Here is a 21953-nt window from a genome sequence, read left to right as displayed (position 1 = left end):
ACGCAACCACGGCGACGTCATCCCCGAAGGTCTCCTGTCAGAAGGCGCTTTGGGCACTTAGCTCTGTCACAGTTCCGTCGCGCACTAGCGGGGTTACCGCCCACCACCGAAGGCGGTGATGCACCATTAGGACGATGGGCACCTCTGACACAACCGCCGTTACCGGGACCCTGATCAGCATCGGCTACGAGGGGAAGACCGTCGACTACCTCGTCGCGCAGCTCTTGCAGCAGGATGTGCGGGTACTTATCGATGTGCGACTTACCCCGCTGAGTCGCAAGCCCGGACTGTCGAAAGTCAAGCTGTCCGAGGCACTCGCGGCGGTTGGTATCGGTTACGTGCACCACCGCGCCTTGGGCAATCCGAAGGACAACCGCGCCGGGTTCCGTGCCGGTGAGCCGCAGTCCCGCGCCCGGTATCGCGACGTCCTCGAAAGCACTGCCGCGACCGATGCACTGGCCCACGTGTGCGAGCTAATGGACGGCGGTGTGGTGGCGCTCCTGTGCTTCGAGCTGGATCACGCCGAGTGCCACCGCGACATCGTGGTGCGCCGGCTGATGAAGGAGCGGCCGGGCGCCGCCGTGGTGCACGTCTAAAAAAGGGTGTTCTCGAACTTGGGGTACCAGGTGCCGAGGACGGAGAAGGTGCGTCGGTACTTGTTCTGGTTGCCGACGTAGAAGTGGATGTCGTGGTCCGGCGACGTCATGTCGTCGCGCCACCGCTTCAGCATCGCCTCGCGGGCGCCGGTGTCGCCGTAGTCGATCTTCCATCGACGGCCTGCTTGTCCGACTTCCCAGTCGAGGTTCTTCTGGTTGTGCCCAGGGCATTTCGCGGCAGCACATCGGTACTTGTACCGGATCGCGTACGGGGCAGGTTCCAGCGGAACCATCGACGATCCGAAGAGGTCCGGCTCGGATGCGTGGTTGACCTTCGCCTGTTCCGCAGGACTCCAGGGGTCGCCGTCGACCACTGAGGTCTCGATGTCGACGGGCTTGATCAGTCCCAGCGACGGCGACGGATTTCCCATGTTGCCCTTCGGATTCTGCGCGATCAGCTCACACATCGAAGTCTCGCCGATCAGCGAACCAAGCTTGTTGCGTCGGAGTAGCCAGTTCTTCTTGGTTTCGAGGTGCTCGACGTGGACCATATCGTCCTGACGGGGTCGGAACGACTCCGGTCGGTTGTCACCGACCTGGTGGTACGTGCCATTCACCCGGATGATCTCGTACTTCCTGAACTGATTGTCGAAGTCGGCGTTGCGGAACTTCACTGGGTAGAGGCGGATCCACTCGGGCCCGCCGCGATCGAGCCGGACGCCCGCCACGCAGACGGTCTCGCCGTAGGTCTCGCTCGGGTTCGGGTAGGTCTTGACGGTGATTATGACCTCCGCGGACTCCTCGCCCCGGCGCGGTGGCTTCAACGCCGCTGCGCCGGCAGCACCGCGCTGGTCACTGTCTCCCATCGAGGCAGATTAACGTCTGCGTCAGCCACCGACGCGGAGGTTGCCGCCTAACCTTTGCTACGTGGCGATGTCAGCGGCGCTGCATAAAGTCACGGTATGACCCTGGAGTTCGTCGATCACCGCGCCGAGGCAGCCGTGAAGCACTCGTGGACCCCGTTCCCGTCGTCGGAGGGTTTCGAGCACCCGGGCTGGTGGCAGAACGCCGGTGGGGCGGTAGGCGACCCCTGGTTCGTTCAAGTGCTCGAACACGGCGTGGAGGTCGCCAGGGTGCAGCTCGACGAGCGCGGCGGTATCAATCCGAGCTACCCGGTCGTGCCCGCCGCAATCTGGGGTGAGCTCCTGGAGATCCAGTACGTAGAGGTGGCCTCCGCCGCTCGTCGACGCATGGTCGCGACTCGTACCGTGCACTGCCTCTCGGCGCGGCACACCGACCGGCAGCTGATGGCTTATTGCGAGGACGCGGACGACTTCTGAGACTCACTCGCCGGATGGGATCGGTTCAACGACCCAGACGGCCGATCGCGCCCGCTGTTCCTTCAGCGGCCTCGGTAGCGGTCACCTCGCCGGTCCCGCGCAGCAGCCGGTGCCAGGGCCGTTCGCCGGCCAAGACTCCTCGACGACGGGGCAGGCAGACTCGGCCCATCCAAATCCTCTGCGTACTCGTCCATGACGGACTAGACGCACGTCGCAGGCCAACGGTTCCCTGCACCCCTCCCGCGTAGCGTCCGCCCCATGACAGGAAACACAACGAACCGCACGCTAGGCGCTCCTCTGGAGCCGTACTCGAAGCTCGCCGATACCATCGCGGGATTCGCCGACGCGGTGGAAGCCCTCATCAAGAACGAGCTCGCCTACCCCTTCTCGATGATTCCCAGCACCGCGTTGAGCGACCGCGCCACGGACGGCGAGCACGTCGGCACCCGCACCAAAAAGATCTTTGCCCGTCTTGCGGCGGATCAGGTCTATGACATCGCGGTGCAGCTCGACCTTCACCGCGGGATGGCAGCGGTTCTGCCGGCGATGGGGGTTTACTTCGCGCCGTACCCGTTGGCGCGGACCTGTGTAGCTACCGCTGCCAAGGCGTGGTTCATCCTCGACGGCGCCACTCGCGAGGAGCGACTGCAGCGGTACCTGAACGAAGAACTCGCTGCCCTCCATGGTGCCCCGTGGGACTTCGGCGACCCGGCTGCACATATCGACATCGCCGCGTTGGCCGACGATCTCGTGACGGTCGGCGCGACGGCCGGACTGCGAGACTTGCGCACGGCGAAGGCAAAGGCCAGGGCGAAGGACTGGCAGGCGCCGCATCTGGGTCCTTCCACCCAGCGCGAAGGGGAACAGCCGCCATCAGAGACCGACATCGTGCGGAAAATGTTCTCGGCGTCTGGCCTGGAGGCCGATCAGGTGGGCCAGCCGTACGCGCTGCTGTCAGCGGCGGTACATGGGCGCTTCAAGCAGTCGGGGGTCTCCGAGTCCTTCTACAGCGGCCGATCCGAACTCGGTGTACCGACAAAGGCGATGTACTCCTCCCCCGAGACGACGGCGAAGGTGACGGCGCTTGCCGCCATCGCGACGCGGACGCATCTGCTATCTCTGGCGCTTTACGCCAACGCGCCGGAGGCAGACGTGCTTGACCGCCTGCGCGATCCGCTCGCGCAGTGGTGCGAAATGGGTGGAGTCCCGCTCCCGGAGTGAGCGGCTTTGATGACTGAACCGGCCAACGAGCGACTCGCGGCAGCAATTAGGTGAGGCGGAGCATCTCCGGCGAGCCCACCACGAGAGGAACCATGTCACAGCTGGATTTGGATGCCGGTCAGCGAGTCCTACCCTGAGGCAGACGGCGCGCTGACGCCCGACCTGGTGGCCGAGCGCGGCGCAACTGCACGGATCGGTGACGGCGAGGTTTTCATGGAGGTGTTGGCCGTCGGAGTCGCCTGAGCACATCGACGACGCTTTCAATTTCACGCCGACCGTGGACGGGGCGTTCCGGCCCCTTCGTGTCGTCCGAGGCCGCCCACGACGCCGCGCAACGGTATGTGTCGATGGTCGCGACGGTGAGCTTCCCGACCGTCGCTGAGCCGCCCGGCTTCCCTCGCGGTCAACAACCGATACGGGAACTGACGTCGCCTAAGTTCAGCGGTCGGTTATCGCTCCGTCCGGCAGCTCTTCGAGAGCCCAACGCACGCCGGCGACGAAGGCGAAAAGGCGGGCGCGTCGTAGTCGTTGCGATCTAGTGGTCCGTCTCAGTTTTGATTGACTTGGTCCGTCTCAGTTTTGATTGACTTGGTCCGTCTCAGTTTTGATTGACTACTTGTTCGAGTTTGGTGCGTGCTCTCGGACTTTGGTCAGGATGGATTCGGCTGCGGTGGTCCAGGCACCGGGCTTTGGTTCGGCATCGTGGGTGTTGAGGTAGGACTCGCATTGCTGGCGAACAGCAGGGGCACGCTTGCGACGATGCCACGACGCAGGTTCGCATCGAGGGTCGGTTCGGCCGCGCCGGTCGGCCCATGGCTGCGCCCGGTCGCCGGTCGGCGTCGCCGTAGCGCGGGGTCAATGGGGCCGATGAACTTCCGCCGCCCGAGCACGAGCGTGCGCTTATATTTTCTGAATGGCAAAAAAGAGTTCCGACCAGGACCTCGCCTACGTGATTCTCGCGGTTATCGCATTCTTCGCGGTCGCTTGGCCCTACTTGCTGGGCACCTGGCTGGCCGTGCGAGCTGGCGCGGAGAATCCGTCAACCGAGCGAAGCGTGACGGGCTGGGTTTTCGAGGCGATCTGGCTGATCATCCTGGCGTCCATCGTCATAGTGCCAAGGGTCCAATCGGCGCGCGAGCAGGCGGAAAAAGCGCGCGCGGAGGAGGAAGCTCGGCGCCTTGCGGCCCTCAAGGAGCAGCGAAAGGTGGACTTCGGACTGGCGGGTGCGCAACGATATGAGGAGGCCGCAGTGTCGGTGGCAAGAATCGCCAGATCCGAGGCTGCGCGCACCGGCTGGCTGGGCGACGATCCCGCCGCCTACGACTTCCGCGCAGACCTGAAGGCGATCGCAGATAACCTGCGCAAGGCGGAGAAGATTCGATCAGTGACCGCGGACGCCTCTTCGATCCGCACATTCACCGAGTCGGACAAGCAAATGCTTCGCGACGCCAAGGCCGCAGTGGCCAAACTGGAGGGCTCCGTCGAACGCAGCATCCTGCTTATCTTCGAATGCGCCAAAGAGGCCGCCAGTATCGACCTTGCACTACGCGAGGGTCGCGAGAACGTGGAGATGGCGGCACGACGCGACGACCTGCGCAATCGCCTCGGGTCAATCCTCTACGGCGCCGAGGGCGTGCCGACAGAGGCCACCTCTGAGGCCGCTGACGTGGTGACCTCACGGGTCGCAGCCTTTCACGACCTCAAGGCGGCCCTCATAGACCAGCGGCACGCGTCATAGCGACCCGAATCGTAGCCGCGGACCAAACTCGAACAAGTAGTCCAACAAATCTGAGACGGACCACTAGATAGTGGTCGGGAAGCGGACCGTCGGGGTTCAGTTCGAGTACTCGCGGACGTAGGCATGAGCATTGTCTTGAGCCGCGCCACTGTGTTCGGTGTAGCTCACCGTGATTTGGACCGTCACCATTAACCTGGTGTCGTCGAGACCGCTGCTGCCTCATGAATGGCGGCCCTGAGCTCGACGTATTTGCACTCGCGCGGACGAAGGGCTTTCAGCGGTCCGAGCCCAATCGACTTCTGCTCCGGGAGTTTGCTGGCAGGCAGCACATAGAAGGTCCATTGTGCGACAGCGAGCGGGTTGATGGCATCGCGGTGCTCGCCGTTGAGCAGACAGAAGACGTACACGTGGGCGCTTCGCTGCGCGCTGGCCTCATAGGTGTTGGTGGGCTCATCCCAGCCCTTTGTGGCGCAGATGTTGAACGTGATCTTTGAAGGACCGGTTTGCGTCCACGATTGCACGAAGGCAGACGACTTCACCTCGACCCAGATACCGCCGATGTCGAGGTCGTACTTGTGCCATTCGACGCGCGGCTTACCGTCAACGCCACATGCTTTGGCCACTATGTACTCAGCCAGCACTCCGCGCGTCGTGTTCGTGAGCAGGTTGGAGTACGCCCAGTTTAGAAAATCGTCTTTATCCAAGTCAGTCATCGCCGAGCCTTCATCGCTTGAGCAGTTCCCTTGCCCAGTACGGTTGTCACTTTGTGCCGGTCGATGTCGTCGAGGGCCAGCACCGCTTCGGGTCGGGTGATCCGCTTTATGTCCTCGGCTTGCGACTGCGGCACCAGAAGCGCCAGTTCGCGTGCCTCATAAACGTCGATGTTCGTGTGTATCCACTGGTTCTGTTCGGTGAGTTCGTGGTCGACGCTCACGAACCAGTTCGCCATGAATACCTGCAGGTACGGGATCAACGTCCACACCTTGCGCCGGGCCAGTGCCGACCGCGCATCTGGCCGGGTGAATGCGAGCCAGGCGAGTGCTCCGCTGTCGGCGTCGGTGAGCTTCCAGAACACCCGACCGTTGTACGTCAGGACATTCGGTGGCCGGGTGGCGGCCATGTCCTGTCCGATTTCGCGAGCCAGCCTTCTGTAGTCGGGAAGAGTGTCGAGGTAGTTGGGAACACTGTCGAGGTAGTCGTGTGGCCGCCGCTCGCCACGAACGTCGTCCATCAGTCGCCTCCCTTCACTCCGGCGGAACCACTGCGCCAGCCTCCTTACTCAGCCTGCCCGATCCACAGCCTCGAGGCGATGAGCCGAAGTCTGACACACTGCATCCAGAGCTCGGAGCTGATCACACCGAGTCTTCGTCGAGGTACCGGTACAACGTCGCTCGGCTGACTCCTAAGTACTTCGCGATGCTCTTGGCGGTGTGACCGTCAGCCTTCATCCGCCTGGCGGTGGCGATGTGCTCGGCGTCGTTGACCTTGCGGGGGCGTCCGAACTTCGTTCCGTTGGTCCGCGACGCAGCACGCTTAAGCGCTGTCCGTTCCTTGATCAGCTCGCGCTCGTATTCGGCCAGAGAGCCCAGGACGCCGATCATCATCCGGCCCGCAGGGGTTGATGAGTCGATTCCATCCGATGTCGACACCAGGGTGACGCCGCGTGCGGTCAGCTCCCGGACGGTCTGCAGGATGTGCACCATGTTGCGGCCCAGTCGGTCGAGCTTCCACACCACCACGGTGTCGCCCTCGCGAACGTAGGCCATCAAATCGGCCAGGCCGGGACGGTCGTCGCGAGCGCCGGACATCACGTCCGAGAAGACCTTCGCAACTCCGGCGGCGGCAAGTGCTTCGTTCTGTTGATTGAGGGTCTGAGAGACGGTTGAGACGCGTGTGTAGCCGATGCGGGTGCCGGTGGTCGTGGTAAAGGCGGTCACTCACCAAGTGTCTCATAAATGCTCTAGTCGCTACTATTGAAACACTTGATTTCGAGACGAACTTTCGAGACACGTCGACCTGGCGGATCTACTCGCCGACGAGATCGTCGCGAGGCGTCTCAGATGTGATCACTTACGAGACGTCGTGACCGACCGCCTTCCCGCGTGTACGAGATCGCTAATACCTCCGGATCATCCTCCGGGATGTGGCCATGCGGGAGGGTCAAGATCGCTCGTCCGTATCCTTTCCGAAGTCAGCCGAGAGCTTCCGCAGCACGGACGCGAGGCTGTCGAGCACCGCTTGGATTGAAGCGATGTGCTCCGCCGGGATGTGACGCTCCAGTGCCTGACTTGACACGGCAGTATCGACCGCAATAATCGCGGCACCAACTCCGAGACGAAATCCATCTTCAAAGTATTGGTTCACTGCGCCCGCGTCAGACCCAGCCTCGCCCGACGACTTCTCCTCAGTGCCTTTCCGGAAGCCTTCATCGACGCCCAGGCGGTAGCCCCTGTCAAAGGCATTACCCACAGCGGTCTCGCTTGCTTCCGAGATATCGTCGACGGTCTTCCTCCACATCGAGTCCCCGTACTCCACGCCGTCTCGATACCCGGTGTGGTAGCCAAGGTCGAAGACTGGGTCCTCCCGGTCGGGGTCCGCCATATACGTCCTCTCGGCCTACGCAGCAGTTTCCAGGTAGCAGCGCGATTATCCACGACATCCACTCGGACCAGCGAGCGTGCTGAAGTGACATTCTCGACGGTGTGTGCAACGACCCATTGTCCGTGCGCCTTGTGGAGTGGAACGTGGCGATGTCCCTCCACAGCAAGACCCACCTGTTGGCTTCGCAAAATCCCACGGTCGCGGTCCTGCCCGAATCGGCTCACCCCGACCGAACCAAGGCTTCGTTGGACGCCATCGGGGCATCGTCCGTCGAGTGGATCGGCGGCAACCCGAACAAAGGCCTATCGGTGGTTGCGTTCAACGGTTGGCAACTCCATATCGACGACAGTTACGACCCCGGCTACCAATGGGTCATGCCGGTACACGTCACCGGGCCAGCGCACATCCGACTCCTCGCCGTCTGGGACATGAACCACAGAGGCAGCGGGCATCAATCCGCACGACAGATGGGAGCCTGCCGCGCATCGATCCCGCACTACGAGGAGTTCCTGTCCGGAGACGCCGACCTGGTCGTCATCAGCGGTGACTTCAACAACTCGATCTACTGGGACAAGCCCACCAAGCGGGCGAAGTTCGGCGACTTCATGGATGAGCTGGAAGCCCGTGGTTTCGCCAGTGCCTACCACTCACACCACGCCTGCGAGCGAGGAGCAGAAACGCATCCCACGCTCTGGTGGATGAAGAATGCCGACACGACTTACCACATCGACTACACCTTCGTCTCGCCACGCGATGCCATCGAAGGTGTCGCGATGGGAAGCCACGCAGACTGGATCGCTCACAGTGACCACAGCCCTATGACTATCGACTTGCGCGCCGACCCGCGCCGTCCAGCCGCCGTTACGAAAACAGGCTTGGGTAGACCTCAAGCGACGTAATCGCTCCCGTTCCACCGCAGGGTCTCGTGAGTCCACGTTCCTTCGGCACATGAGGGTGTGCAGTCGTTCATGGAGTGCCGGAGCTGGTACTTGCCGTCCGCTCCGGGACCGACAAGTTCGACGTCGATCAAATCTCGACCCAATTGGTCGAATCCGGAAGCAGTGGGAACAAGCACCAACACTTGTGGTGGCGCATGGGCTGACATCGAGCGAAATTCAATGAATAAGTTGCCCGTGGCGTCGGTAGGTGGCGCAGCGAATCCCAGCCCAAGACCAGCATCGAGTGAGATCGGAGAAAGCGCGTCTCCCGACGGCAAAACAACTGAAACACACCCCGAGTCCATCCTGACCCGGTTCTCCCCCAGGAGCAGGAAGATCCGCATCGGACCAAGTTGCGGGTGCTGGAAATCGTAGTGCGCCGTTACTGAGCCGGTGCATCCGGAGTTCGCTGGCGGGTGCACCGGAAGCACCGCTTCTGTGACCGTTGGAGCCCTTGTCGTTGTGGTTGCCACAGGCGGTGGTGGTGGCGGTGTGGTCGTGCCCGTGGTCGTCGTCGAGTCAGTGCGCGAAGCAATTACGGCGGTGTTCGATTGAGCGGGCTGCGATGGTCGCCATAGCACCGCGATAACCCCGATCACGACGATGATTACGCCGACGGCGCTCAGGACAACCCGCGACCTATGGGCGGGTTTGGTGGTTAGTTCGCCGCCGATCGCGGAGGCGGGGGATCGTGGTTGCCCTGCCGCTTGAGTTGTTGCGTTGGCAGACGCACCTGCCTGTCCAGGCGATGCGGCGGTCAAAGCCTGCGTGAACGCCGAGCAGGACGCGAAACGGTCAGCCGGAAACTTGGCCAGTGCTTTCTGGAGTGCGTCGTCTAGGCGTGCGCAGTCTGGACGACAGTCGCCCAGTGCGGGCGGTGTCGAGTTGAGATGTCTGCTGATGACGACGGCGGGGTTGGAGTACGGAAACAGTTGTGTACCGGTCAGCAGGTTGTATGTCGTTGCGGCGAGGGCGTATTCGTCAGCTTGCCCGTCCATCGGCTCGCCCATGAGTTGCTCGGGTGCCGCGTAGGCAACGGTTCCAACTGTCATGTTGGTTGTGGTGAGTCCGTTGGTGTCATCGAGTGGGCGGGCGATGCCGAAGTCGGTGAGGTAGATATTCGGGTCGTCTGTGTCGAGGTCAGCGACCAAGATGTTGGCCGGTTTGACGTCGCGATGGAGCAGCCCCTTTTTGTGGGCGTAGTCAAGGGCGCTAGCCACTGCATTCGCAATCAGCAAGACGAGTTCGACGGGCATACCAGCCGGGTACCGCTGCTCCAAGAGCTGGCCGAGATCGGTGCCGTCGATGTAGTCCATCGAAATCCAGAGCTGTCCCTCATGCTCGCCTCGGTCGTGGACGCCGACTATGTGAGGGTGGCGTAGGCCTGCGGCGAGGTCCGCTTCCCGGATGAACCGGTCCCGGAAGGAGGCGTCACTGGATATGTCTGCTCGAAGGACCTTCAGCGCCTCTTGCCGAGGCAAGCGAGGGTGCTGCACCAAATAAACCTCACCCATTCCGCCGGACCCGAGCAGACGCAGCACCCGGTATCCGGCGAAGGTCTCACCGATCCTCAGAGGCATTGGCGCATGCTACGGAGTGACCATGTCCGTGTTGATGATCATGAGGTCGCTTGACGCTTTGCCTCATCCATGGCGCGTTGATGGCGAGGGCATGTGGTGTTGACCGCCATAGCTACAGCCGTGCCCGCAGCGCGACCTCCGTAGCCGTATGGCGCGGCATACAGCACGTGATAGATGTCTTCGACACTCGCCACAGAAACACCGTTCACGTCAAGATCATTGCAAATCAGCGCGTATACGTCGGCCACGGTCACTGCGTACACGTCCTTAGGGTTGGTTATGGTGGGCGGTCCACTCGAACGGCCCGCAGCCGATCCAGCCGACTCGTCTTGCCAATTACCTCCAAGGCACCCGAGAAACCCGTTCGATGAATACGGGTCGCAATTTCCCGTCGGGCGGCTAGGGCACGCCGGACCTGTCGGAGAATACGGGTCGCAACTCGTTGGTGCGGCCTGTGCAGTTGACCCAAGAACAGCAGGCAGCAACGCGCTGAAGCTGATAGCAGCGAGGCATCCCTGCCTCAAGATGTTTCGCAACATTCCCCCTCTGTGTACCGGTTTATCCTCGCGTCTGGCACCAGTGCTGGTGCCTGTGCCTCGCTACTTGGCGACGGCCAAGATCACCCGCAAAGAGACTAGGGACGTCCCTGGCAGGTCAGCAATTAAGGATATTGCTTCATATAGTCGACGAATACGGGAAAGTAGCTTGGGCACGACGCCTTTATCGCGTATCCGATTGCCTTTTGCGTCTGTTTATAATTCAGGTTCGTCTGCGACATGACGATCGAGACAATTGCCCAAATTTGGTGGGCAATCGGCGTCTCCGCGACGGTGTTGCAGATCTTCTTGTCATGAGCCATCGCGTACGCCTCAGGGCTCGGCCAGTAGTAATCATCGGCCCGAGCAGTAGTGGCGAACGCCGTAGTCAGCGCCATGACTGATGAAAGGAGCAAGGTTGCGACTGCGACGACAGACCCTACTGGGAATCCTCCTGCCGAACCATCGCTCCTCTGGCGCAGACGCCTACTCCTCATCTGCAATCCCCGCCAACGGGCGACGGCGAGATTCAGCGCCATCGTTGGTTTCGGTCATGTCCCCCCTCGTCAGCCTCACTGGGCAGCTACTTTCCCGCCAAGGCGGTTCGTATGTCGTCAGGCCGTTCAACGACGTTACATAGGCTGCGTCAAGATCGACAGCAAATGTTCTTGACACAGCGCCCCGGAATGAACGCTTCCAGATGGTTACTCGACGAAGTTGACGAGCCATAGCCCAGATCGCTCCGGGGTCCGCCTGCTCTGCGGACCCGCGCACTATGCGTAGTCGTCCACATCATCATCGAGGTAGATCCGATTGATGATTCCCACTTGCTCGGCTTCGATCATGTAATCGGCCAGATTCCACTCGCCCGATCTCCAGGTCTCCGGCGGCAGCGTAGCGGCCTCCGCCTCGATCGCGGCGGCTAGCTCGTCGCGTGTGTAGACGATGCCGCTCATCACGTACATCACGTCAGCCTCCACGCGCATCACCGAACCCATAACGCTGATCCCCAAAGCCTCTCGGGTATCAGGCAACTTCGCGTTGCGACTTCGAGCCGAGGATGTCAGGTTGCAGTAAACACATGGCATATTGCGCTCTAAAGCAGCGGTTCCCAACATGGTTGCATACATTTTACCAGTTCAGGCGGTTCTGGGCGCTCCACCAAATCACGGCTGGTCTGGCCATTCTAGTAGCTATAACTTGGTATCCATTTTCATCCCGCTTTACGCCCACTACAGGGTAAGCAGAGCTGTTGCAGCTCAGGGCTTTCAGAGCTGCGTGCGCGCAACGCAGCTCCATAGGCCTTCGAGGCGTCGCGAGATCCGAGCGCCCTATCAGTTCCAGTAAGACGTTGCTTGTGCATCCGGTCAACGTCACGTCGGTGCTGAACTTCCGCTACCGCATTGTCGGCGTCTCCCGCGATTCGATCCGCCGGCGAAACGTCCAACTCTCCTGATACTAGCGGGCGTGGGCCGCTTTCGTTGCTAGCACTCGCGCGGCCTGTCCGCAGCATTCCCGCCGTTGCGGTGCCTACGTAGCCGCTCCGCGAGGCTCTCGTTGCGCGTCTCGTCATTGCCTGGCGTCTGCGTGTCGAACTTGTTGTCGGGGTGCAGGATGCAGGTGACCGTTCCCCGAGGATGGTCGGCTACGGCGCCATCGCCGAGGGTGAACCGGTCGTACTCGCGGCCCCAGGCAGTCGGCTCGGGCTCGACACGAATCTGGTGAACTACCTGACGGCCGTCGCTGTAGGTGTTGTCTGCTTGGTCCCACGTGCTGTCGTCCGTGTCCTCGTCGCGCACCGCGCACAAGGTTCCGTGATACAGCGAGTCCCAAACACCAACGAGCTGTCCCTGCAGGCTTGTAGCCTCTTCGGGGTCCAGTAGCCCTTTACCGGCCAGTTCACCCAGGCGGTACTGAATCGCTGCTAGCTTCTGCGTTCCCTTGGCGTACGCATGCTTCGCTTGATCGGCGACGGCATGGATGTTGCGATTCACCGCCGGCCTCTGCGGGATGACCGTACGGTCCCCCAGTGGCGTGCTTCCGCCGAGCCACTCCACAAACCACGGCTCCTCACCACAGTGAAACTGAGCGGGATCACCGATCATGAGCATCACGGGCCATGAGCGGAAGAGGTCCTCGACGATCCAGACATACTCCGCGCTCGCAGGTCCGAAAAGAGTCGTTCCTGGACCGACATGCGGCTGGCCGATATTCAGTCCGAGGAGTTCGTCGTCGCCGTCGAGACTCACTCCCCGCGAGGCGATGAACTCGTTCATCTCGGTGAACGTGATCCACCCAGTTCGTGAGATGTACTCGGCCAGTGCGTCGACAGCAGCGCGTTGATCGTCCTTCATGCTGACACCTCGACCTCGCTCGATGCGCCTGTGAACCCTGTCAGGAGCACTGAGGCGTCTCCTCCGTCGAATTGCGTGACGATCTCATCCCCGAGCGGGGTCAGGTTGCTTCTCACGTTGGTGACTCTTCCTTCTCTTAGATGTGAACTTGCATCGAAAACTTGTGGGTGGACAGGGGCGTCCGGAAGTGTCCGGGCCGTCCAAAATGCTGCTGACCTGGTCAAACATCCGGACAGCGCGATCCCACTGGACACCCTGAGTCGTCCCGTGAGATGGCGCCGTCCTTTCATCGCACCTGCTCAGTGCCGGTTTGGGACGGGCCGGACGGTTCTGGACGCAGGTACCGGTCGAATGCATCGTGGAACCATTCGAGCCGGTATCCGCGCACTTTCTTATCGATGCTGTGACCCGGGTTCACCCCGAACGGAGCGAGGCGATGCGCCAACTTGCTCGCGGTGTAATCGAAGTCCCGCCAGGGTGATTCGGTGACAGCCTTTAGCGCGTCCACCAGATCGTTAGACGCCAGGAACGGCACAGCCTTATCGGTGAAGACCTGGCGGATGTCGTAGAGCAGCCTGATGTCGAGCGAACGGTTCTCCTCGACGTCATCGGCCCCTGCGACCATGGCCACACATGCTCTACGTGCCAGGGCGGGCCATTGACCACCAGCAGCGTCAGCGACTGCCACCAACGGTTCCCAGGTGTCGGCGGCGCGGTCCTCGACCGGCAGTTCAGGTGTCGCGACGGCTAGTTCGCCGATGTGGGCTTGTGCCCAGACAGCCAGGCGGTCGCGCAACCGGTGCAGCACCGGTTCATCGCGGCGACAGCGGAACTGCGCTACCCGCTCGCTGCCCGTTCGGCGGCGCATCGTGATATTGATCGCCCGGTCGGTGATCGTGTCCGGCATCGCGCCGATGCCGGCCAACGCCACCATGGCGAACGTGGGGAACTCGGTCGGAACCAAATGCGAACCAACGCAACGCAGTGCGGGCCGGTTGCGCTGATGCCCAGCGTTAAGCAGGCCCGTAGATCCTCGTTGTTCTCGGCGCTCCGCTTGCTGCCGAAGATCGTGTCCGCTTCGTCGATGATCAGCGTCGGCGGCCGGTCGCCGTAGAGCGAGCGGAAGACCGCCGACACCGAAGCGTTCACCGTGACGAGCGGCTGATGGCACATACCGCTGATGACGTCGAGTGCGCGAGATTTACCGCATCGCTTCTGCGGGCTGTTCAGCACCAGTCGAGGAGCGGCATTCCACGCATCGATTGCATGGGTAGCGGCAACCCACAACGCCACGGCCACCGCGCAGTTGTCATCGGGAAAGCAGACATAGCGACGCAGGGTGTCGAGCAACTCGCTCAGCAGCTCGCTACCGTCGACCAGCGGCGTGTCGGCTGCTGGAATTGACGACTGAGGGACGACGCGGTCGCGGCAACCACCTGACGTGTCCGGTGCCATTCCCGGTCTCGCCGCGTCACCGAGCAGCGCCAAAGCTCCCGTGACGAGTCGCGCGAACTCCGCTTCTGCCTCGGCTTTCCCCCCTTGACGGTCGCCCTCGACAGCAGCGACGAACGCCTCGAACAGCTACTCGAGTGCGTACGCAGTGCCCTCATGGCCTCGAGAACCGAACTGGAGCAGAACCAGGACGTGGTCGCGGGTGGTGTCGTGACGGCTGTGGCCCTTTTCAACGTCGTACAGCGCCAGCGCCAATCTCTCCGCCACCTTGGAAGTCGGGCGCCCCCCGGTCGCAGCGTCGTTAATCTCGTACGGGACATCGCTTTTGACCGCATCCGGCGACCGTTCCTCGCGTCGCAGGCCATCGAGCCACGCAGTAGGCAGCGCCGGCAGGTCCGCCAGCACAGGAACATGATCGGAGACAGACCCGTCTGCATCACGCCACACGTACAGCGTTTTGGTATCCGGGTGCACCGATGGCCAGCAGACGACGTAACGGTGATGCTGTTGCAGGATCTCGACGTCGCCGATGCCGAGTGGTCCGCCGACGTCCTTGAAGCCGATCCGGTCGCGGAGGATGGTGCCGCGGGGTACGCGGAATAGCCGGATGCCCGACACCCCGTCATCCCGACTACCGGAAATCACCGTAGGTGGCAACGTCCCCCAACGCTTCTCCGCCTCGTCGAGGGTCTCCGCACCAGTCTTGCGGCCATAGGCATCGACGTCGATGCCAACCGTCTCGTCGTCCAACCGCAGGCAGATGTTGGCGTCACGGGGAAACATCCGCGCCCACGTGTCGAATTGCTCCGCCGACGGCCACTGGCCCTCTCGACCCGTATATCCGGTCGGCGGCGCGACTTTGGATCGAGGCGGCAGCGGCAGCACCCCCAGCCAACCAGCATCCCGATATAGGAGGTGTGCGCTCGGGTACCCCACAGGCGTAACCTGACTGCCAGCTCCGTTGGTCGCGTGAGTCTTTAGGGCCGGTTCGATGTTTCCCGCATCGGACCGGTTCTCTTTTTCGATCACGATGCGAGGACCTCCTCGACATGTTCGGCGTGGGGCCCTCCACCGGCGCGGTAGTGGTAGTGGGAGTCGCCGAGGTTGTCCTCAAGCAGATCCCGATCAGCTTGCGAGCTACAGGGCATGCAGTGCGACATCGACCGTGGCGTATTGACGGTGGTCACAGGCCCATCACCCGCTTGCGTGACGTGGATGTCAGACCTGAACGCGGAGGCACTACCGCTGCCCGAACCTGGTGTCCTTCATTTGAGCAGGCGGTGAGGGCGTCAGCGATGTCCTCTTCGGTCATCCGCCAGTGTCGTCCGACTTTTCGCCCGGGAAAGACAGCCGCTCGGAGCTTCTCGATCAGCCACCGTTCGGATGGAGCGCCCATCCGATTAGCAGCCTCGGTGATGGAATACGTGAGATTAGTCGTAGACACGGAGAACCCTTCTGATCGAAATGATCAGACCCTTGGGGTCTCCTCGGTACGTCCTGCAGAACAGGTGTCGAAAAAACGTTAGCACACACGAGAGCTCTTGGGAGAACGCAGAAGCCGAGCCCTGCAGCGTGAAATATCTTGTGGCACAACCAATTTTCTAGCTCGCTAGAACTAATTATGCGCCGAGAGCAGCGCTGATGGCATCGGCGGCGGCCACCATCGACCGCCTGTCGATGTGGCCGTATAGCGAGACCGTGGTGTTGATTGACTCGTGCCCGAGGTGCGCCTGGATCACTGGCAATGCCACTGAGGGCTCGGCCAAGATCATCCAGGAGGCACAGGTGTGCCTAAGGTCGTGGATTCTCGGCTTGAGGATCGGCGCTTCCGTGGTGCCCTTGAGCGGGTTTCCATCGGCGTCCTTGGTCGGCCATGTCTTCTCCACCGCCACAGACCACACTCGGTCGTGGAAGCCATTGCCCTTGACGAAGGTGCCCGCCCGGTTGGTGAAGACCCACTCCCCCGTGAGGTCGAGTTTGGCCACCACGCCGGCGGGGACGTTGACGGTCCGCACCGACTTTTTCGTCTTCGGTGGCCCGATCTCGTATCCGCCTCGGTCATAGGTGCGTTTCCATGCCTTGGTGATGCGCACCGTGTTGTTGGTCAGGTTTATGTCTGACGGCTTGAGCGCGGTAGCTTCGCTCCACCGGCAGCCCGACGCCACGAGGAACTCGACGAGCGGCTTCCAGTGATCGGTTACGTTCTCCAACAATCGGGCGAAGTCCTCGTGGCTGAGGCAGATCATGTCTGGCCGTTCGGACGTTGGCAGGCGTTGACCAAGTGCCGGGTTGGCCGTGAGGCGCCCAGCGCGGACAGCAGCGTTGAGCGCGGATGACAGGAAACCGTGCTTATTAGCGATGGTCTTGCCCGAGGCCCCCTCCGTGGCCATCGCCTGCGTCCACTTAGCAACGTGCTCGTGAGTGAGTCCGGTTAGCGGAAGGTCACCGAGGGCAGGTCCGATGTCATTACGGAGATAGCTCTGATAATCCCAGAGCGTCGACTTCCGCAACCCTGTCAGATGGTCGATGTGTCGCTCGATCCACTCGCGCACAGTCATGGTGGTCATGTCCGGATCGGTGCCCAGAGTCGCGAGCGCCTGCTCGGGTCCGAACTTGTCGACGAGGTCCTTGAACTTCATCGCGGTAGCCAAGTCGTGGAACGAGGTCGACGTCTGCTTGCCGTTCATCCGGTACAGGACCTGCACGTACCGACTGCCGTCCTTGCGAGGTTTGCCGTGACGCAGTGATGCCACGGAGGCCAGCTTAACCACATTTGTTGATTGAATGTTGATGGAAAAAAGATGCAGGTCAGGGTTTTATCCCTGACCTGCATCTTCTTGGTGGAGCTGCCGGGAATTGAACCCGGGTCCTACGGCATTCCCTCAAGGCTTCTCCGTGCGCAGTTCGCTATGCCTCTACTTGGATCTCCTGATCTCGCGAACAAGTCAGGATGACGATCCCAGTCGCTGTTTGATGTCCCCACAGGTCCCGCGACCGAACCCGTGGGTGGGTCCCTCTAGATGACGCCAGGGTCCGGGTCGAGGGCAGTCCCGGTCTGACGGATTAGCTTCGCTTAGGCAGCGAGAGCGTAATCGCGCTGATTGGAATCGGCGCTTAATTGGTTGCAACGACGCTTACGGTGGTCTCTTGCCTGCACCGGCACGCTTCCCTTGATTCGATGCGCGAAGTCGAAACCGATCAGCCCCTCGCACCCCGGCCGAGGTACGGCCGGACAAACCATGTTACGCGAGGTGTAACCGCAAACAGAAGTGCATTAATCCCAGCGCCGCACCGCGCCGACCGTCACCCCAGAGCCACGCTGGGCGCCGAACGTGACTCTGGAGTGACGCTCGGCGAACGCACTGCCCGATTTCGCCGCCCAGAAAATGAGACTTTGTCTACAGTGAGACGATGTCTGAAAGTCTGCGGGTCCGCAAACGGCAGCGCACCCGCGAGCGCATCGCCACCGCGGCCGCCCAGCTGGTCATGCAGAACGGGCTCAGCGCGACGACCGTCGAGCAGATCGCCGAAGCCGCCGATGTGGCCCGGGCGACGTTCTTCCGGTACTTCGAGTCCAAGGAGTACGCCGTCGCCGAGGGCTTCACCTCGACCTGGATCGCCGCGATCACCGACGCGTTGCGCCGCCAGCCCGCCGAGCTGTCGGTCAACGATGCACTCAGCGCCGCATTCGCCGAACTCACTCCCGGCTTCAGCGCCGTCGAGAGCAGCATCGCCGAAATCGAACGACAGACCCGCGACTCGCTGACCCTGCGAGCCTGGACACTGCTGTGCTATCTGACCTTCGAGGTGGCCATCGCCGAGGCGATCGCGCCCCGGCTGCCCGATCTGACCGTCGACGACCCGCGCCCACGCCTCATCGGAGCCCTGGCGATGGCGTCGGTCCGGATCTCGATCGACGACTGGCTACGCGACGGCGGATCGCTGTCCGACCGAATCTCCCGCGCGGTCAACTCCATGACCCCGTGCCCGATCACGAATTGAGGACCGAATGAGTGGCGAAAAGTCGCTGGAGGCATGGGGATTCGTCCGTAAGGTGCTCGACGATCTCACCGGACAGATCACCGAGGACGCCCGCGACGAGCGCGAACTGCTCGAGGGACTGCGCGTGCTCAACCGGGTGATCGCGCTGTGCACCGAGCTGTCGGTGGACATCGACCCTGACCACCCGCACTTCGTGGACATGTGCACACCGTCGCGCTTCGTCGGCGGACCCAACCCGCACGGCGCCTATCCGCTGGCGATGATCAGCGGTGACCGCGCGTACCGCGTCACCGGCACCAGGGGCACGTCGACCTATCTCGGCATCCAGGTCCTGGCCGGCACCGGGATGAATCCACGCCGGATGAGCAACTACCTCTCCGACCGCGATCTGGTCCTCGACCAGAGTGGCCGGTTCGACATCGTCTTCGCCGCCACCCGCCCCGACGACAACGAGCTGACCGGCGCGCAGTGGATCGAGATCCCCGCTGACGCCACGTCGATCGTGGTACGCGACTACATCGCCGATCCAGGCACTGAAATTCCTGTGCAGCTGGACATCTCACTGCTCGGCGAGGCACCGCCACCGGCACCGCTGTCCGACGAGGTGCTGGCCGCGCAGCTCACGGCGATGGGCTGGACGATCGTCAAGCTCACCACCCTGCACCGCACGGTGCGCCCCGACCTCCTCGATACCCCCAATATCCTGATCACGTCCGGCGCGGAGAACCTGGGCGGCGAGAACACCACACCCGACAACCTCTACATGCTCGGCATGTTCGAGCTGGAACCACATCAGAACCTGCAGCTGACCTTCCTCCCGCCCGAAACCCGTTATTGGTCAGTGACTTTGGAAAGTATTTGGCACGAATGCCTGGAGCCGCTGTTACGCTCCAGCTCGGTGACCAACAAGGGCGTCTCCCCCGATCCCGACGGATACGTCCGGCTCACGATCGGAGCCCAAGACTCCGGCGAAGGTCATTGGCTGGACACCGGTGGACGTCGACGCGGTTTCATCGTCGTCCGCTGGCTGGACAACCCGAATGCCCCGGATGTGACAGTTCGTCTGCTGGACAAGGAGGTTCAGAAATGACGAGTGCGGTGCAAGCCCGCCTTGATCCCGCCAAGCTGATCGAGCAGGCCTGCGAACTGGCCGGCAGCGACGACTTCGGGGCCGACGACGGGTGGCGGGAGAACCTCTCGCGAATGGTCGACGACCTGGTCGCCGAAGCCGACCTCTCGCCGCTCGGCGTGGAGATCGCGGCCGCCGATGTGATTGTGCCACTGCGCAACCGCCTGCAGATCACCGCGTGGCGCAACGACAATCCGGAGATCGCCGAGGAGCGGATCACCCAGCCGATCTTCATCCTCGGGCAGCCCCGCACCGGCACGACGATCCTCTACGACCTGCTCAGCCAGGACCCTGACCTGCGGGCGCCCCTGACATGGGAGGTCGATCACCCCTTCCCGGTTCCCCAGCCGGAGACCTACCTGACCGACCCGCGCATCGACGAGACCCAAGCCCAGCTGGACATGACCGAGCAGCTGATGCCCGGCTTCATGAAGTTCCATCCCATGAGTGCACGCGGCGGCCAGGAATGCGTCCGGATCACCGCAGGCACGTTCTGCAGCATGATCTTCCCCACGCAGTACCGTCTACCGAACTACCAGCACTGGCTGATGTACGAGGCCGACCATGCGGCGGCCTACCGCTACCACCGCCAGTATCTGCAGCACCTGCAGTCCGGTGTCCCCGGCCAGTGGCTGCTGAAAAGCCCGGCCCACCTGTGGACCCTGGACACGCTGCTGGCCGAGTATCCCGACGCGATCCTGGTCCAGACCCACCGCGACCCGCTTGTGGTGATCTCCTCGATCAGCGCCCTGATCGCTCATCTGCAGAAACTGGCCAGCGACAACGCGACCGTCCAGCGCGCGGCCGCCCAATGTGCGGCGGAGAACATCCTGGGACTCGACCGCCTGATGAAGTGGGTGGACGACGGCGAGATCAGCCAGGATCGCGTCGTCAATGTGCGGTTCGCCGATTTCATGCAGGACCCGTTCGCCACGATCGGCGCGGTCTACGAGCGCCTCGGCCGTGAGCTGACCCCGATTGCCGAACAGCGCATGCGCGAGCATCTCTCGGCGAACCCCGGCGACGGGGGCGGTAACCGCTACACCTGGGCGGATACCGGTCTCGATGCGGCCGAGTTGCGGGAGCGGGTGCGGGCCTACCAGGAGCGCTACGACGTACCCAGCGAGACGCTGCGTTAACGGACCGAGATCATCCCGACGGCAACCAACGCCATCACCATGCCCAGCACCTGCCAGCGGGTGACCCGCTCACGCAAGACGACGATCGCCAGTAGCACGGTGGCGGCCGGATAGAGCGCCATCAGCACGCTGGCCAAGGACAGCATCGTGGCCTGCAGGGCCAGCAGCGTCGCGACGTTGGAGACGGTATCCAGCAGCGCAGCGACCACCGCCATCTTCAGCGGAAAGCCCCGTGGCGCATGCAAATTGCCACTCAAAGCCGCGGCCAGCACCACGATTGCCGTCGCCGAGACGCGGGCGAAGAACAGTGGCCACAGCCGGGCATCAGCCGGAGCTTGATGCAGCAGAACGAAATTCAGGCCGAACGCCAGACCCGAGCCGATCGTCAACCACGCCACCGTCGCGGTGAACTTGTGTGGACGCACGTCCTCGTCGGTGGCCTGCCTGCTGACCAGCACCACGGCGATCAACGCCAGTACAGTGCCGACCCCGGCGATCGCCCCGGGTCGCTCCCCCATCGCCAGTCCCACACTCACCGGCACCGCGGCCACCAGCACAGCCGTCACGGGTGAGACCACCGAAATCGGCCCCGAGCCCAGTGCGGCATAGAACCACCACACCCCAAACGCCTGACTCACGCCGCACAGCAGGCCCCAGACGACCGCCGGAGTCGATACCGTGCCGCCGACAACCACTGCCAGGATCCCGAGCAACACCATCGCCAGCGGGTAGGACACCAACACGACCCGCAACGCGGCCACTCGTCGCGACGCGATACCGCCGACGAAATCGCTGACGCCGTAGCCGATTGCCGATGCCAGCGCGAGCAGGATCCCGATCAGAGCTTGCCCTTGGCCCGGCGGCCCAGCTCCCGGATCACCTCTCGCTCCGCGTCACGCTTGGCCAGATCCTGCCGCTTGTCGTGCGCCTGCTTACCGCGGGCCAGCGCCAGTTCGACCTTGACCTTACCGTCGGAGAAGTACAACGACAGCGGCACCAGAGTCAGGTTGCCGTCGCGGATCTTGCCCACCAGGTTGTCGATCTGGCTGCGGTGCAGCAGCAGCTTGCGGTTGCGTCGCGGCGCATGGTTGGTCCACGTGCCGTGGTGATACTCCGGGATGTGCAGGTTGCGCAACCAGATCTCGCCGTCGTCGACGGTGGCGAACGCGTCGGCCAGCGAGGCGTGACCCTCGCGCAGGCTCTTGACCTCGGTGCCCTGCAGGACGACGCCGGCCTCGTAGGTGTCGAGAATCGAATAGTTGTGCCGTGCCTTGCGATTGGTGGCGACGACCTTGTGGTCGGGCTTCTTGTCCGGATTCTTGGCCAC

Annotated in this window: 24 protein-coding genes and 1 other RNA gene; 9 read left to right on the top strand and 16 right to left on the bottom strand. The window is 62.7% G+C overall.

Going from position 1 to position 21953, the window contains the following annotated elements:
- Nucleotides 1-134: 134 nt before the first annotated feature.
- Nucleotides 135-596: a DUF488 domain-containing protein gene (locus G6N32_RS07725; protein ID WP_115319090.1), complete on the top strand. Its 462-nt coding sequence runs from the start codon at nt 135-137 to the stop codon at nt 594-596.
- On the opposite strand, the gene G6N32_RS07720 is transcribed toward G6N32_RS07725, so the two are convergent.
- The gene (locus G6N32_RS07720; protein ID WP_232077560.1) at nt 593-1462 is read right to left on the bottom strand and encodes a DUF8757 domain-containing protein; all 870 of its coding nucleotides are present in this window, start codon (nt 1460-1462) and stop codon (nt 593-595) included. The two genes, G6N32_RS07725 and G6N32_RS07720, sit on opposite strands and share 4 nt — an antisense overlap.
- 96 nt (nt 1463-1558) lie before the next feature.
- Here G6N32_RS07720 and G6N32_RS07715 point away from each other — a divergent pair, with 96 nt between their 5' ends.
- From G6N32_RS07715 to G6N32_RS07705, 4 genes are all read left to right on the top strand, one after another.
- Complete coding sequence (locus G6N32_RS07715) at nt 1559-1936, top strand: GNAT family N-acetyltransferase (RefSeq protein ID WP_232077559.1); 378 nt, start codon at nt 1559-1561, stop codon at nt 1934-1936.
- A gap of 258 nt (nt 1937-2194) precedes the next feature.
- A complete protein-coding gene (locus G6N32_RS07710) occupies nt 2195-3157 on the top strand; it encodes a hypothetical protein (protein ID WP_115319089.1) in 963 nt (320 codons plus the stop codon).
- 111 nt (nt 3158-3268) lie between these two features.
- Complete coding sequence (locus G6N32_RS29090; protein ID WP_264028663.1) at nt 3269-3400, top strand: hypothetical protein; 132 nt, start codon at nt 3269-3271, stop codon at nt 3398-3400.
- Between the two features lie 670 nt (nt 3401-4070).
- On the top strand, nt 4071-4895 hold the full coding sequence (locus tag G6N32_RS07705) for a hypothetical protein (protein ID WP_163789187.1): 825 nt from the start codon (nt 4071-4073) through the stop codon (nt 4893-4895).
- A gap of 188 nt (nt 4896-5083) precedes the next feature.
- Here the strand turns inward: G6N32_RS07705 and G6N32_RS07700 are convergent, their stop codons facing one another.
- The 4 genes from G6N32_RS07700 to G6N32_RS07685 all read right to left on the bottom strand — a co-directional run bounded on the left by G6N32_RS07700 (nt 5084) and on the right by G6N32_RS07685 (nt 7496).
- A complete protein-coding gene (locus G6N32_RS07700) occupies nt 5084-5608 on the bottom strand; it encodes a hypothetical protein (protein ID WP_163789185.1) in 525 nt (174 codons plus the stop codon).
- Nucleotides 5605-6126: a hypothetical protein gene (locus G6N32_RS07695; protein WP_163789183.1), complete on the bottom strand. Its 522-nt coding sequence runs from the start codon at nt 6124-6126 to the stop codon at nt 5605-5607. The genes G6N32_RS07700 and G6N32_RS07695 overlap by 4 nt, the downstream gene beginning before the upstream one ends.
- Nucleotides 6127-6247: 121 nt before the next feature.
- Nucleotides 6248-6832 carry a recombinase family protein gene (locus G6N32_RS07690; protein WP_115316512.1) on the bottom strand — a complete coding sequence of 195 codons (585 nt, stop codon included), beginning with the start codon at nt 6830-6832 and terminating at the stop codon, nt 6248-6250.
- A 223-nt stretch (nt 6833-7055) separates the two neighbouring features.
- Complete coding sequence (locus G6N32_RS07685; RefSeq protein ID WP_115316513.1) at nt 7056-7496, bottom strand: hypothetical protein; 441 nt, start codon at nt 7494-7496, stop codon at nt 7056-7058.
- Between the two features lie 143 nt (nt 7497-7639).
- Here G6N32_RS07685 and G6N32_RS07680 point away from each other — a divergent pair, with 143 nt between their 5' ends.
- Nucleotides 7640-8395, top strand: coding sequence for an endonuclease/exonuclease/phosphatase family protein (locus G6N32_RS07680; RefSeq protein WP_147291934.1), 756 nt, complete (start codon nt 7640-7642; stop codon nt 8393-8395).
- On the opposite strand, the gene G6N32_RS07675 is transcribed toward G6N32_RS07680, so the two are convergent.
- The 9 genes from G6N32_RS07675 to ssrA form a co-directional block, all read right to left on the bottom strand.
- Nucleotides 8383-10014: a serine/threonine-protein kinase gene (locus G6N32_RS07675; protein WP_115316515.1), complete on the bottom strand. Its 1632-nt coding sequence runs from the start codon at nt 10012-10014 to the stop codon at nt 8383-8385. The two genes, G6N32_RS07680 and G6N32_RS07675, sit on opposite strands and share 13 nt — an antisense overlap.
- A 38-nt stretch (nt 10015-10052) precedes the next feature.
- The gene (locus G6N32_RS07670) at nt 10053-10268 is read right to left on the bottom strand and encodes a hypothetical protein (protein WP_147291935.1); all 216 of its coding nucleotides are present in this window, start codon (nt 10266-10268) and stop codon (nt 10053-10055) included.
- A gap of 1055 nt (nt 10269-11323) precedes the next feature.
- Nucleotides 11324-11668, bottom strand: coding sequence for a hypothetical protein (locus tag G6N32_RS07665; protein ID WP_163789182.1), 345 nt, complete (start codon nt 11666-11668; stop codon nt 11324-11326).
- A 366-nt stretch (nt 11669-12034) separates the two neighbouring features.
- Nucleotides 12035-12826 carry a hypothetical protein gene (locus tag G6N32_RS07660; protein WP_147291936.1) on the bottom strand — a complete coding sequence of 264 codons (792 nt, stop codon included), beginning with the start codon at nt 12824-12826 and terminating at the stop codon, nt 12035-12037.
- Nucleotides 12827-13190: 364 nt separating this feature from the next.
- Nucleotides 13191-13829 (bottom strand): DUF3631 domain-containing protein, encoded by a 639-nt coding sequence (locus tag G6N32_RS28775; RefSeq protein ID WP_232077558.1) that lies wholly within the window; start codon nt 13827-13829, stop codon nt 13191-13193.
- On the bottom strand, nt 13742-14359 hold the full coding sequence (locus G6N32_RS28770; protein ID WP_232077557.1) for a hypothetical protein: 618 nt from the start codon (nt 14357-14359) through the stop codon (nt 13742-13744). The genes G6N32_RS28775 and G6N32_RS28770 overlap by 88 nt, the downstream gene beginning before the upstream one ends.
- Before the next feature lie 126 nt (nt 14360-14485).
- Complete coding sequence (locus G6N32_RS07650) at nt 14486-15385, bottom strand: bifunctional DNA primase/polymerase (RefSeq protein ID WP_163789180.1); 900 nt, start codon at nt 15383-15385, stop codon at nt 14486-14488.
- A gap of 590 nt (nt 15386-15975) precedes the next feature.
- Nucleotides 15976-17127 (bottom strand): tyrosine-type recombinase/integrase, encoded by a 1152-nt coding sequence (locus G6N32_RS07645; RefSeq protein ID WP_232077556.1) that lies wholly within the window; start codon nt 17125-17127, stop codon nt 15976-15978.
- A 67-nt stretch (nt 17128-17194) separates the two neighbouring features.
- Nucleotides 17195-17562: a transfer-messenger RNA gene (gene ssrA / locus G6N32_RS07640) on the bottom strand.
- Between the two features lie 205 nt (nt 17563-17767).
- Between ssrA and G6N32_RS07635 the strand changes: the two genes are divergently transcribed.
- The 3 genes from G6N32_RS07635 to G6N32_RS07625 are packed head-to-tail and all read left to right on the top strand — an operon-like array spanning nt 17768 to nt 20626.
- On the top strand, nt 17768-18358 hold the full coding sequence (locus G6N32_RS07635) for a TetR family transcriptional regulator (protein ID WP_115316521.1): 591 nt from the start codon (nt 17768-17770) through the stop codon (nt 18356-18358).
- Between the two features lie 7 nt (nt 18359-18365).
- Nucleotides 18366-19448, top strand: coding sequence for a DUF1214 domain-containing protein (locus G6N32_RS07630; protein ID WP_115316522.1), 1083 nt, complete (start codon nt 18366-18368; stop codon nt 19446-19448).
- Nucleotides 19445-20626 (top strand): sulfotransferase family protein, encoded by a 1182-nt coding sequence (locus G6N32_RS07625; protein ID WP_115316523.1) that lies wholly within the window; start codon nt 19445-19447, stop codon nt 20624-20626. The genes G6N32_RS07630 and G6N32_RS07625 overlap by 4 nt, the downstream gene beginning before the upstream one ends.
- Here G6N32_RS07625 and G6N32_RS07620 read toward each other — a convergent pair.
- Together G6N32_RS07620 and smpB are read right to left on the bottom strand one after the other, a co-directional pair.
- Complete coding sequence (locus tag G6N32_RS07620; protein WP_172507241.1) at nt 20623-21468, bottom strand: DMT family transporter; 846 nt, start codon at nt 21466-21468, stop codon at nt 20623-20625. The genes G6N32_RS07625 and G6N32_RS07620 overlap by 4 nt on opposite strands.
- On the bottom strand, nt 21465-21953 hold the full coding sequence (smpB, locus tag G6N32_RS07615; RefSeq protein ID WP_083116559.1) for an SsrA-binding protein SmpB: 489 nt from the start codon (nt 21951-21953) through the stop codon (nt 21465-21467). The genes G6N32_RS07620 and smpB overlap by 4 nt, the downstream gene beginning before the upstream one ends.

Source organism: Mycolicibacterium aichiense (assembly GCF_010726245.1).
Classification (GTDB): domain Bacteria; phylum Actinomycetota; class Actinomycetes; order Mycobacteriales; family Mycobacteriaceae; genus Mycobacterium; species Mycobacterium aichiense.
The sequence above is the reverse complement of the archived record's forward strand: the minus strand, read 5'-3'. Positions and strand labels throughout refer to the sequence as shown.